Source organism: Candidatus Nitrosotenuis uzonensis, assembly GCF_000723185.1.
Lineage (GTDB): Archaea > Thermoproteota > Nitrososphaeria > Nitrososphaerales > Nitrosopumilaceae > Nitrosotenuis > Nitrosotenuis uzonensis.
The window spans coordinates 1-12,324 of the sequence record NZ_CBTY010000004.1 but is presented as its reverse complement, the minus strand read 5'-3'; the positions used below and the strand labels follow the sequence as shown (position 1 = coordinate 12,324).

The window sequence follows — 12,324 nt, the reverse complement described above, 5'->3', positions numbered from 1 at the left end:
ATAATAATCTAGAGTGTGTTTGCTGTGATCACACAGACATGTTATGTCATACCATTTTGATAAAAACTGCTTATTGCCCAATTTTTTCATATATCCTTTCTTTTGGATAAATACATGAGAATAGCTTCGATGATTGTATACCCATCATGGTTTCATCCTGGCCTATCACGAGATAACCGTCGTCAGTTAATGACTTGTGGAACCTTTTGAATATTATTTCTTGTGCCGCTTTCTCATAGTAAATCAGAACGTTCCTGCAGAATATCAGATGGATTTTATCTGCCGCAAAAGATGCAATGTCAGCTTGTTCAAAGACAACATATTGCTTTATCTCATCGTTTAGCTGAAATGTATCGGTGCCAATTTTTGTAAAATATTTTGTAATTATCTCTGTTGGCAGATTCTTCAAGTTTGAAGATGTGTACTGACCTTTCTTTGCGCGATTTATTGCCTCAAGACTGATATCCGTTGCCAAAACCTTGAATTGGTTTTTCATAATCCCTATTGCTTCCTTTAACATAATTGCAATACTATACGGCTCCTCTCCACTTGCCGATCCTGCACTCCAAGCGTTGATTATAGAATTTTTATTTAAAAGCCTGGGCAGCAAATTAGACACGCATTTCCATACAAAGGGATCACGAAAAAACTCTGTCACGTTGATTGAGAAACTCTTGAAAAGTAGAGCTGGCTCGTTTTCATCAGATTCCAGTATTTTTGCGTACTCTGAGCCATCCTTGACACCAACAGCCCTCATTCTTGAGCTTATTCGTCTTCCAAGAAACGGCTTTTTGAACTGAGTGAGATCTTTGCCAATCCTTTGTAGCATTATCTTCTCTATCTGTGCCATTTGTTCTGCAGAGATGATTTCAGGTACGCTCATATCACAAACATACCCTTTTCTCTGTCCTTGATTTTCATTTGTCCAGAATCCAAGTCAAAAATTACCCATCGTCCATGTTTTGAGCCCACATCCTCAGAAACCAGTTGAATTTTTTTTTCTGCAAGAATTGTTTTGATAGTTTCTACGTTTCTCATTCCTATATTGAACATATTGGACTTGCTTTCGTTTTGAAAAACATTGGCGCCGCCGGCCATTTTGGCTTTCAGTCTTGCAATGTTGGCTCCACTTGCTATCAGCTTGTCAAGAAGGGTTTGCATTGCCACATCAGCAAACTTTCCTTCCGGTTCAGGTTTTGGGTTTTGTGTGTTGTTTTTTGGAAGCATTATGTGTGCCATTCCAGCCACACCTGCGACCGAGTCATAAAGGCAAATTGCAACGCAAGATCCTACAAATGTTTGAAGTATGGATTTTTCTTTTGTTGTCAACAATAAGCCGCCCATCGGTACCTCAACTATATTGCTTGTCTGAGTTTGTTTGGTAAAGCTCATTTATCGTCCTCCTGTAGTATGTCGCCTAGCAGCGCATCAAGTTCGGAGTTTTGACCACCTACAGGATATGACGTAGTGTTATCAGATATGTTATCCAAGGATTCAGGATCTGTCTGATTTGAGTCGGAATGGTTGGCAAGAAGTTTTTTTGCATCTATTGTATTTTGCATTATTATCATGTGCAGTTTTGCCCCGCTAGAATCACCCATTAGCTCAACATCTGCTATTACAGCACAGTCCGTAGGATTTGATACATCAAGAGCTGATGTATCTATCAGAGAATGCAATTCATCATGAGTAAAATTTGGTGTTGACAAATCTACCCTGAATCCCGTTCCCCTTGATAATGCATTAAAGAAAGATCCTGTCATTATGTTGGCTACTTCTTGTATTGCAGATACTCCCATTTCGTCTATTTCACATAGATCTTCTTGACAGAGTAGTTTTGCGGCTATTTTTTTGGCGTGTTTTTGTTTTATTGTATATAGAATCTCAATGTGGGTATCACCTTTCCCGTTAAGCCGTACCGCGCACATCTTAATTTCGTCAGGCTCAAGAGTGACTTGCTTTATTTGTGATGGGCCGTTGCTGAAGACCTTTATTCTATGATCTATCCTCTCGCTTAATAGTTTTGAGAGTGCTATGGATGTCTTTGATGTTATGTATTGATTGAGAATTTTTGTAAGCGACTGAATCTCTTCTGGGTTTAAGGAAAATACAGTACTCAATTCTCACCACTACACCAACAATGCAGGATCTAAAATCAACGCAACACTGCCGTCTCCAAGAATTGTTGCGTTGGTAAATAGATCTGAGGAATGTGCTTCATTTCCTAGTCGTTTAATCACGATTTCTTGTTTTTTATCATAAGAGTCGACCACTAGACCGAAGGGTTTTCCACCCTTGTCTACTATTACTAGAGTTATTTTATCAGATTGTTGCTTGTTTTCCTCAATTCCTAAAAGCTGTGCTACGCGTACAAGTGGTACAACTTGATCTCGCAGTATTATTGCTTCCTTGCCATGGATACTTTTGATCTGGTTTGGCTCAACTACTACAGTAGTGGTGATGCTGGAAAGCGGAAGCACATATTTGTCGCCTGCGACGTTTATCAAGAGACCTCCGATTATAGAGACGCTCAGTGGGATTGTTAGTACAATTACGGTTCCTTTACCCTCTCGTGTGGTTATTTTTACACTCCCACCAACTGATTCCACTTGAGTGATCACTACATCCATGCCGACACCCCTACCAGAAACGTCAGTTACTTCTTTTGCGGTGGAAAGTCCAGGAGTTCCAAGCAGATTGATTGCATCATCATCAGACATTTTTATTGCTGCCTCTTCACTAATCAATCCCTTTTCTACGGCTTTTGCCTTCAAGCGATCCAAGTTTATGCCTCTACCGTCATCCTCTATTTTGATTCCTACATGGTCACCTACGCCGTATGCTGTAAGCTTGATGGTTCCGATTGGAGGCTTGTCCGAGGCCTGACGCTCGTCTGGTTTTTCTATTCCGTGATCTACGCAGTTTCTCAGTATGTGCAGTAATGGATCTGTTATTGCATCAAGAACAGTTCTGTCCAGCTCTATTCCAGAGCTGTCCATTACAAGGTTTACTCGTTTGCCAAGCGAGGCTGATGTATCCCTTACAAGTCTTGTGAATCTGCTGAACACTTGATCAATTGGTACAAGTCGCAATTTCATTGACTGGTATTGAAGATCTGTTGTCAGTCTGTCAAGCTCTATCATTACCTGCCTTGAATCATCACCGCCCTTTGCAAGCGACTGCTCTAATCGCATTTTTGATATTACCAATTCACCAACCAGATTTACAAGCGAGTCGAGATCGGACATTTTGACTCGGATGGTCGGAGACTTTGCTGCAGTGGTAGATGCTACAGTGTTTAGTTGCACATCATCTGGATGCTCTAGCATCTCAAGGTATGGTTTTAGATCAACTTTCTTTTTTTCATCCGCTATAAGCTCACGTAGCAAGTCTATACATTTGAAAAGGGCGCTAGCCAGATTAGGAGATAGTTTGTCTTGACCTTTTCTTATGTTGTCAAAAATATTTTCAATGTTTTTGCACAATTCACGTGTATCATCATATCCCATTGTTGCAGACATTCCCTTTACCGTGTGGGCGGAACGGAATATTAGATCGAGGTATTCTCTATTCTCAGGCTCCTCCTCAAGTTTTAGAAGCGTATCATTTATCGTTTCAACATGTTCTAAAGCTTCGGCAACGTACATTTCTCGATAATTATTTTGAGACAAGTCGATTAACCTCCTCAATTATTGCTATTGCAATTTTCTCAGGCGGGAGCAACACATCTACTGCGCCAAGATCATGTGCTGCTTTTGCCATGCCAAAAACCACCGAGGATTGCTCGTCTTGGGCAAAGGTCTTACCACCGCGTCTTTTTATGGTCTTCATGCCAAATGCACCGTCGTGGCCCATGCCAGTAAGTGTCACGCCTATTGTGTTAGACCCAAAGTGTTCTGCTGCAGATATCATCGTCACATTTGCAGCTGGGCGTACACCAAACCTTTTTGGTCCATTGACAAGATTAACACGGAGTTGGGCGTCAACCTCCATATGAAGATCGCCCGGTGCGATCAGAGCTGTTCCTTCTGTTATAAGATCACCGTTTTCTGCTTCCTTGATTATAATTTCCGCTGCTTCGTCTAGCCTTTCGGCAAACTTTTTTGTGAATCCTTTTGGCATGTGTTGTACCACAAGAATTCCAGCCCTGATGTCAGCAGGAAGAGCTGCAAGAATTGCCTGTACTACGTTGGGTCCTCCGGTAGATGATGCAATTGTGACCACTACGGATGCTGCTTGGGAGGAAGCAACAGGCTTCTTTGCAGGTTTTAAGCTCTGAATTTTTTCTAATACCATTTTGTAAGGATCGCATTTGGCAGCAGCTCTGATTTTCTCCACAAGTGTTTCCTTTAGCTGATTTGTCTCTTCCGGATTGGTCGTAGATAATGGCACAAAGTCAATGGCTCCGTTTTCTAATGCATCGAGTACTATCTTTGCGCCGTTCTGGCTGAAGCTGCTAACTAGAATTGTGGGAATTAATGATCCTTTTTTTACCATCTCTTCAATGAATGTAAGGCCATCCATTCTCGGCATTTCCAAATCCAATAGTATTACGTCAGGTTTTTGTATCGAGATTTTACGAAGCCCCTCGATTCCATCCCTTGCTATATCGTATACATGAATGGACTCGCTTGACACCAGATCCTTAAGGTAAGTGCCCATGTAGCTAGAATCATTAATTATAAGGACGTTGATTTGGGATGAAACCGATTTTGTGAGCATCACGTCATCTCCTGATGACGCTTTGGCATCATATAGTGTCTTGAAAATCTAGATAACATACTGAACGGCATTGAATTTTGTACAATCAAATCGCAATATAGCATCAAGTATGTTTGATGTGATCATACAATGCCGCAGTACATCCTGCTTTCAATTATTCCTTATATTGCGTAACTTGTTCTTTAATTCCTTCTCTACTTCCCTTGCTCTTTGCGCAGACAGTTTCACATTATTATAAAATGACGGATCGTTTTTTTCCAAAGCCCGTTGTTCAAGTTTGTCTAACTGCTTTATTACATCCTGCAGGTATTCTATACCCCACTGGTAGCCGTCTGCTTGACTTTGTTCTCTGCTCTCTTCTACCTCGATTCTATCGTAAATTTCCTCTAGTTTTGGTACTTTTGCATCCATGCAGGATGCCGACGCAGTCTTCATATTAAATTAGAAGGAATTTTCTTGTTCGGATCTGCTCCAAACTGGCACAAATTCAGGCATAACAGCCCGAATTGGAACTTTTTACTCCCTGATTATCTGAGTGGGCTGAATTCCCTGTTCATCTTCCTTGAATACCTCTGCAAGCTCTGGCGGTATGTCATCAAGCGAATGTATGGTAGGGTCGTCTAGGTCTTCGGTGGGCTCTTTGGCTGGCTCTTTAGAGGTGTTTTGCGCTGTCTGGACTTTTGGTTTTGGCTGTTCGGCTTGTTTTTGGCCAATGAGCAGACTTTCAATATCAAGTAGTATTACCAGCTTTTCATTTACTTTGGCAATTCCCTTTACATAATGGTATGAGTCAAATGCTCCCTGCGGCGGCTGCTCTATTTCTTGCGTCGGTATTCTGATGACCTGATCAACCTCATCTACAAGCAAGCCAGTAAGTGAGCCGTTAGTGTCTGCCACGAGTATTCTTTGCTTAGAATTAGAAGTCTTCTGCGAGTCAAGACCTAGCTTCTTTTTGACATCAATAACAGGTATTATCAGCCCCCTGAGATTCATTATGCCCAGAACGAATGGTTCCGATCTAGGTACTTTGGTTATTTTCTCTACAGCACGAATCTCCCTTACCTGCTCTATTGGCATTGCATAGTCTTCCTTCTTTCCGCTAGAATTGATTATGTTAAATGAGACGACTTGAACTGAATCTCCAGATGTCTGTGTCAGCATTACCTAATAACCTCACTTTGCACTAATTCGATTTTATTTATTCAGATATAGAATGATGTTTGTGTGAAAAAATCACACAGGTCCTATGGTTGGCTTTACAAAGTCAAGGACGTGTGTTGCTAGGTAGTCTGATAACAGAGCATCCATTACGAACATTACGACGGATCCTATCACCAAGAGCAATGCTATATGATAGAATACAGTCTTGTAAAGGCCTCCCTGAGCGACTTTCAGCGCCATTGCGCTTATTACAGATGTCATAAGAACCATGAGCGGCATCATCATAGCCATAAATTGAGGATCAATAGGGGTAAGGCTGAGAGTGTCGTTTGAGACATCTACTGTATTTACAAGATCAAAGAATATTGATGTTAGTTTATTCATGAGTCCAAAGACTGCGAGCGTAAGTGCATGAAGCACTACTATGATGGTCTCAAAAGTTTTTGCAGTTTGCGTCCTTTTAGCTCTTAGCTCGTTTATCTTTGTGGTGATATCGGCAACATGGTTTCCAGCAAGATTAAGGTTGGCTCCCTTGTCCATCGCAAACGATACTACTTCGTTTCCATTTGCAATAACTTGGCTGCCAGTGTCACGAGAGAACAGCTCAAAGCAAAGTTTTTGCTCTACTCTGTGCTTTATGCGGTTCTTAAATCGCTCAAGATGTACCTGTAGTGGCCCAAAATCGCTTCGGAGCACCGCCTCAAGAGTGCTACCCACCGAACCTATAGTTGCATATATCTCGCCGAAATGCCTTACGAACTCTGGATACCAGTTGTTTATCTCTTTTAGTTTCTGTTCCATTTTTCTTGCATAAAGACCCGGATAGAATAATGGGGCTGCAGCGATTCCCACTATGAGTGTTGTTGGAAGGATGTTTGTGAACAACAAAACAACACCTATTCCCACGCCTGCTCCTACTGCCATGTATATTTTCAATCTGAATTTAAAATCCTCGTCTGCGGACTGGTATCCCAATATATCACGTGGGAACATGATATACATCATGAATACGAACGCGCTCATGCTTGCTGCCACTCCTATAAACGACATAAGCAGTATTGATTCAGAGTTTGACTGGCCCATTAGCATGCTCATAATAGAGTTTGCTGCTATCATGAATGCGGCAGTAGACATTAGTGTGTAAAACATTTCCAAGAATAATTTTTGATTCTCAAGCTTTCTTTCGTATACGATTGAGTAAGTCATAACTGTGGATTTTAGCTCATCAGCAAAGAACGTCTTTAATGCGTCTCCAAGTCGGATTACTTGCGCCAGCTTTATCAAAAGCTGCTTTAGTTGATCAGTTTTATCAGATGATACTTTTTCTGCGATCATCTCTAGGGCTCTAGATATACCAAAGCTCCAACCCACTCCTATCTGATATACGTCGCGAAATGCGGCAGTATATTTTCCATAGTTAGTATCACGTGTGGTTCTGATAAGATCTATTCCGCCTATTTCACCTGTAGATATACTGTACAGAAATGCAACAAAGTAGACAAATTTTTCATCGCTTTTTTGCATGTTTGCAAGAGATAGTTTTTTGAAAAGCGGAATCTGAATCATAGTGCATCCAGTTCCTTGTAAAAGGCCTCAAGTCCTATTTCCCTGCAATGAGATATCGAGTCAAATACGTCATAAAAATTAAAGATTCTTTTTTCCATCATTTTTTGAAGTATTCTAGCTCGTAATTCCAGCTCTTCGTACAATAGACCTTCGTCTTTTTTTGACATGCCTCGTTTCTCAAGCACTTTTTGTACAAATAGCGCACTGCTTCCTTTTCCCCGGAATTTTACTTCATCAGTTCCCGGATCCCAGTTAAACACAGGAATGAACATTACGTTACCACCCTCCGGATTGTATCCGAGAATTTCGTTAATTGACAGAACACGTCTTACTCGCTTTCCTCCCGGCCCTTGCACTGCACCCTGGAAAAGCGCTATGTTGAGGTTTTCCACGTTAGTCTTTGGAATGAGCATTGGCGGATTTGTGATTCTTTGAATGAGGGCAGTCATGTTTGCTGCGTGGAAAGTGCTTACGACGGGGTGGCCTGTCTGCATAGCCTGAAACGCAATGTTTGCTTCTGCCCCTCTGATTTCTCCTACAAAGATATAGTTTGGACGCTGTCTTAACGCTGCTTTTAGCAGATCAAACATCGTAACACTAGACTGCTCGTTTCCAGTATCCCTTGTTTGCTCAGTAATCCAGTTGGAATGAGGTAGTGTAAGTTCAGGCGTATCCTCGATTGTGACTATCTTCCAGTTTGAAGGTATGAAGGCAGTAAGTGCCATAAGAGTAGTGGTCTTACCTGACGCCGTCTCTCCGTTGATAAACACGCTCATTCCCTCATTGAGCATCATCCACATGTAAGCTGCCTCGCGGAAGTCAAGGGCCTTTGATGTGAGGACCTGCGTGATCGAAAGCGGTGTGCTTGCAAATTTTCTTATCGTAGCGTTGGTACCCTTTCTTGAGATATCCTTTCCAAATACGATGTTAATTCTGGAACCATCAGGCAGGACTGCGTCTACTACAGGCCTTGCATGTGATATGGTTTTTCCAAACTGTTCAGACATGCTAATGATCAGTTCGTCTATTTCTTCCACTCCCAGGAATAACGGACACTTGAGGGCACCGAAAGACTTGTGTATTATGTAGACGTTTCCTGCGCCTATAATCGAGATGTCTTCAAGGTTAGAGTCTGCAAGGAAAGGATCCAATATTCCTGTTCCAGCCCTTTTTTGCAGAAAGTGATAACGCAGGCCAACCCAGTCTTTTTTGTTGACAGGTAATGATTTGAGCTTGTACACATCACCAAGTGAGGAATAATCCACTGGGGCATCGGTAAGCTGTACGTGATCTTTAAGGTAGGTTTCTATCATGTTGAATCTTTCTGTGATTTCTACTGGCGGTGCAAACTCGGCTGACTGTACTGCGAACATTTTATCTGCAACTTCCATCAGTTTTCTATCTGGCATGTCCGGTTCCACTATAACATATTCCATGTAACCGTCATCGGATGTTGTGTGTGGGTTTATGTGCACATACGTCTGCTCGGAAACCGGATAAATGAGGTTCGGCTCTTTTAGTTTTTTGTGTTCTGCTTGCAGCTGTTCCGTGAACAAGGGAAGCGGGTTTCCCCTTGCAGTATAATTTTCCATATAATTTAGCAGATGTGGTGATTTTTTCAGCTCTTCAATGAATCTTGGATCTCTTACCTGTGAAAAATCAAAAGGCAAAGCTATCCGTCCTCCACGAACTCACCTAGGCATTAGCCATTGAGATTGGAACTATCTTTATACCAAATGTCATATCCACATCAAATGCAAATCCAGAATCGGTGTTTTCTTTTGCTCCTATCAGCTTGACAATCCTAAGTGTTTTTACATCCTTTCCTCCGATATTTGTAGTACCAAGCTTTAGGTATACATCGACGCCTCCTTTGACTCTCATTCTAAGGTCAGGCGGAATGTCTTCTGGGTGTATGGTGATTATAACTCCCATGCCGCGCGCTACAAGGTATTTGCATTGTGTGAAAAATTCCAATATTCTACTGGCATCGGAGAAAACTGTCAATAGTGAAAGCGAGTCTATTACCACACAGTTATGCTCTTTGAAGCTGTTCCCGATGTATTTCCCAACTACTGGAAGTAGATATGCGGACTGTTCCTTGTTCCAGTGTACTCCATACATATGCAACGGCATGATTGTCAGCCTGTTTCGCAGGAATGCAGTTGAAAAGTTGAACGTGATCGATTTCATGTTTTCAATGTATTCCTTTACAGTGTTTTCAGTGACACAAAGTATTTTTTTGCCAGAATCAAGGAATCCTTTCATGAATTGTGCTGCTAGAGCGCTTTTGCCGGTTCCATGATCTCCTTCAATTAACATCAATGTTGGAAATGGGATACCGCCGCCAAATTGTCTATCTACTTCCTCGTTGCCGCAAGGCAGGATCTCAGTCAACGCGTATACTCCTCCTCATAAAATACAATAGGTCTGCTACAATCTTCAATGTAGATTCTGAAAAAAAAATTGATATAAGATGGTGTTTGGTTTTTTCGAACGAATATTACGGAACCGAATATGTTCTGGCTGTAACTACTCCGTTGTTGGATGATACTACAGCTGTCACAAGACCACTGTCTATGGTCTGGCTTACTCTGCCACGTGCAGTTAATGTCTCTCCATTGTTGAGTATCTTTGGATCTATGTTGTCATTTGAGATTGATTGCCTGCACCAATTCCCGCTTGCAGGAAGAGGATTGCACTCTTCAGAATACGTTAGCGATTCTGTTCTATTCCAGGGTGAGCTGCTTATTTGGTACGTTATAAGAACGTCAAAGTTTGTAAAATTCCACATTTTTTCCGTTCCAAGATTTTCAATCTCAAACTGCACGTATCCGTTTACAGCATCCGTAACTGTAAATGAAGACATCGCCATGTTCGTCTTTAGAATTGAATTTTCAATTTCTGCTATTTCCGATGAAGCCTTGTTGATTGATACGGTTTGATCTATCATGTTAGGAAGTGTCAGCATTACATATATCATTGAAAACATCACAATGCCGCCTGCAATAGCTACACTTAGGCCCAATCAGCATCCCTCGTGCTATGTCGAGAAAACATAATCTGTGTATACGCCGTTTGGAGCAGCAACTCTTAATGTGTAGGTTGTACCAACAGTTAATTGCGAATCAGTTATTCTGATTTGCACTGTATCCATTTTCTGAATCATGCTAGGAAGAGTTTGGAATCTCCATGTATCTTCTCCGCCTGCGGCATTATACGGTATGCGTTGAGCTGCACCTGTAGGTCCAAAGTAGATATCCATTGATGTAGGTGCTGTGATAGGATCAATTCCTATGTTTTTTACCCAGACTTCCAAGTTGGGTGGGCTGTCAGTAGCATTGCGCAAAACGTGTATTACTTTGATTTTTGTAAGCATTTCATTTTTCTGATTTTGTGAGGTTGCCGTGAATGTGGATTCAAAAGATCCCACCTGAGACATGACGACTCCTGCAATTGTGGTAGCCACAACTATTGAAGCTATAATCAATATCGCTTCTGTCATTACGCTTGATGCCATGGCTTAGCTACCTCCTTTTTTCCTGTGAGAGGTCAGCCTGGCATAGTATGCGTCTGCTTCCTTGTCGTTTAGGCCGACGATCTTGGAGAACTTGTATAGCTGCTCGATTGATTCTTCAACCGACATGTTAGAGTTTTTGAGCATTTCAATTATGTTGTAAATTGTGCTTTCGTCTTCTGGCTTGAGTCCCATCAACTTGCATTGCTCTACTAGTAGATCTATGCAATCATCTCCTTTTTCTTGGAACATCTCACCTACAAGCTCAATTATTGCCATCATGTTTGCAACAGACAGACTTCCGCTGAATAATGGTTTCATTACAGAGTCCATCGGATTGTCAAGATCCGTTCCTTTTACCAGATTGTCCATCTCGCTTCCTCGGACTATTGCTTGAGGCGACGGTTGAGGTGCTGACGGTTGTGATTGCTGTATGGCTCCTGTTGTGGCCTGCACCATTACCGGAACTGGGTTGTTCTGAACTTGGGTTTGTACGGGTTGAACAGGGTTTGTATTGCTTAGATGTTGGGCGTTTTGCATGTTTACTTGTTGGGCATTGAGTATTCCCTGCTTGAGAGGCAGTGAGGGGTCGGATAGGTTTGAGAGATCAAGGGCTTCAAAGTACTTGCGCATAAAGTTAAGCGGATTTGAGATTTCTGCCTGAAATGCCTTCATATCTGTGAGCGTTCCTTCGAACGATTCGGTAAGAGTATCGACGCTTTCCTTTGTTACTTTCATATCCTCCTTGATTTTGTTGAGATCTTTTTTGAAGGTGGTAAGATCCTTTTCTACTGGCTCGAATTTCTGGTCTATTAGTTCGCGGATCTTGTTTTCGTCAAATCCGGACATTGCGGTTGCTGCAGGTATTGCTTCTGTCGTTATAGTGTCATTTGGCGTATCGCTTCCGCCTGCAAGAAGTGCATCAAGCTCCGCATTGGCGCCCCCAATCTTTGCAATGTCCACATTATCTGGGTTTTCGGTATTTGGTTGATCTGTTGTTGCACTGTCCCCGATTATCTCACTTAACAGTGGATCTGTCTCAGTCGCTACTGGCTGTGGCTGCTTGATTCCAGAGTTTTTCGCTGTAAACTTTGGTATTCCTACCAAAACTACTGCAATTATGCTTACTGGGATTACAAAGTAGTAAATAGAATAGCTGATATCGAATAAGAGTTGTGGAAATGCCTCGTACAGAACTAGGCCGTAAACACCTATTGCGCTTCCTGCAACAAATGTTCTGAATCCTTCGGTGAGGCTGTTAAGAGTTTTAGTTAAAAAAGAAAAAAGGTTGCTTGGAGCAATCATAAAAACACTCCATTGTTTATCCTAGGTCCACTACTGAAGTTGTTATTGGCGGT

13 protein-coding genes are annotated in these 12,324 nt (G+C 41.8%); all 13 read right to left on the bottom strand.

Annotated elements, in window-relative coordinates:
- Positions 1-70: 70 nt before the first annotated feature.
- A complete protein-coding gene (locus NITUZ_RS00525) occupies positions 71-883 on the bottom strand; it encodes a CheR family methyltransferase (protein ID WP_048194159.1) in 813 nt (270 codons plus the stop codon).
- Positions 880-1,392 carry a chemotaxis protein CheD gene (locus NITUZ_RS00520; RefSeq protein ID WP_052370017.1) on the bottom strand — a complete coding sequence of 171 codons (513 nt, stop codon included), beginning with the start codon at positions 1,390-1,392 and terminating at the stop codon, positions 880-882. The genes NITUZ_RS00525 and NITUZ_RS00520 overlap by 4 nt, the downstream gene beginning before the upstream one ends.
- Complete coding sequence (locus NITUZ_RS00515) at positions 1,389-2,120, bottom strand: chemotaxis protein CheC (RefSeq protein WP_048194157.1); 732 nt, start codon at positions 2,118-2,120, stop codon at positions 1,389-1,391. The genes NITUZ_RS00520 and NITUZ_RS00515 overlap by 4 nt, the downstream gene beginning before the upstream one ends.
- 9 nt (positions 2,121-2,129) lie before the next feature.
- Complete coding sequence (locus NITUZ_RS00510; protein WP_155991145.1) at positions 2,130-3,671, bottom strand: chemotaxis protein CheA; 1,542 nt, start codon at positions 3,669-3,671, stop codon at positions 2,130-2,132.
- The gene (gene cheB, locus NITUZ_RS00505; protein ID WP_048194155.1) at positions 3,658-4,722 is read right to left on the bottom strand and encodes a chemotaxis-specific protein-glutamate methyltransferase CheB; all 1,065 of its coding nucleotides are present in this window, start codon (positions 4,720-4,722) and stop codon (positions 3,658-3,660) included. The genes NITUZ_RS00510 and cheB overlap by 14 nt, the downstream gene beginning before the upstream one ends.
- 150 nt (positions 4,723-4,872) lie before the next feature.
- Positions 4,873-5,133, bottom strand: coding sequence for a hypothetical protein (locus tag NITUZ_RS00500; protein WP_048194153.1), 261 nt, complete (start codon positions 5,131-5,133; stop codon positions 4,873-4,875).
- A 105-nt stretch (positions 5,134-5,238) separates the two neighbouring features.
- Positions 5,239-5,883: a chemotaxis protein CheW gene (locus NITUZ_RS00495; protein WP_052370015.1), complete on the bottom strand. Its 645-nt coding sequence runs from the start codon at positions 5,881-5,883 to the stop codon at positions 5,239-5,241.
- A 72-nt stretch (positions 5,884-5,955) separates the two neighbouring features.
- Positions 5,956-7,449 (bottom strand): flagellar assembly protein FlaJ, encoded by a 1,494-nt coding sequence (locus tag NITUZ_RS00490; protein ID WP_048194151.1) that lies wholly within the window; start codon positions 7,447-7,449, stop codon positions 5,956-5,958.
- A complete protein-coding gene (locus tag NITUZ_RS00485) occupies positions 7,446-9,119 on the bottom strand; it encodes a type II/IV secretion system ATPase subunit (protein WP_048194149.1) in 1,674 nt (557 codons plus the stop codon). The genes NITUZ_RS00490 and NITUZ_RS00485 overlap by 4 nt, the downstream gene beginning before the upstream one ends.
- A gap of 25 nt (positions 9,120-9,144) precedes the next feature.
- Positions 9,145-9,846 (bottom strand): ATPase domain-containing protein, encoded by a 702-nt coding sequence (locus NITUZ_RS00480; protein WP_048194147.1) that lies wholly within the window; start codon positions 9,844-9,846, stop codon positions 9,145-9,147.
- Positions 9,847-9,952: 106 nt separating this feature from the next.
- The gene (locus NITUZ_RS00475) at positions 9,953-10,477 is read right to left on the bottom strand and encodes a hypothetical protein (protein WP_048194145.1); all 525 of its coding nucleotides are present in this window, start codon (positions 10,475-10,477) and stop codon (positions 9,953-9,955) included.
- 15 nt (positions 10,478-10,492) lie between these two features.
- Positions 10,493-10,969, bottom strand: a complete 477-nt coding sequence (locus NITUZ_RS00470) for a hypothetical protein (RefSeq protein WP_048194144.1) — start codon at positions 10,967-10,969, stop codon at positions 10,493-10,495.
- Positions 10,970-10,972: 3 nt separating this feature from the next.
- Positions 10,973-12,271, bottom strand: a complete 1,299-nt coding sequence (locus NITUZ_RS00465) for a hypothetical protein (RefSeq protein ID WP_048194142.1) — start codon at positions 12,269-12,271, stop codon at positions 10,973-10,975.
- Between the last annotated feature and the right edge of the window lie 53 nt (positions 12,272-12,324).

Coding starts and splice junctions, on each gene's coding strand:
- NITUZ_RS00520 (WP_052370017.1), bottom strand. CDS start 1,392: ATGAGCTTTACCAAACAAACTCAGACAAGCAATATAGTTGAGGTACCG.
- NITUZ_RS00465 (WP_048194142.1), bottom strand. CDS start 12,271: ATGATTGCTCCAAGCAACCTTTTTTCTTTTTTAACTAAAACTCTTAAC.
- NITUZ_RS00500 (WP_048194153.1), bottom strand. CDS start 5,133: ATGGATGCAAAAGTACCAAAACTAGAGGAAATTTACGATAGAATCGAG.
- NITUZ_RS00495 (WP_052370015.1), bottom strand. CDS start 5,883: ATGCTGACACAGACATCTGGAGATTCAGTTCAAGTCGTCTCATTTAAC.
- NITUZ_RS00470 (WP_048194144.1), bottom strand. CDS start 10,969: ATGGCATCAAGCGTAATGACAGAAGCGATATTGATTATAGCTTCAATA.
- cheB (WP_048194155.1), bottom strand. CDS start 4,722: ATGCTCACAAAATCGGTTTCATCCCAAATCAACGTCCTTATAATTAAT.
- NITUZ_RS00525 (WP_048194159.1), bottom strand. CDS start 883: ATGAGCGTACCTGAAATCATCTCTGCAGAACAAATGGCACAGATAGAG.
- NITUZ_RS00490 (WP_048194151.1), bottom strand. CDS start 7,449: ATGATTCAGATTCCGCTTTTCAAAAAACTATCTCTTGCAAACATGCAA.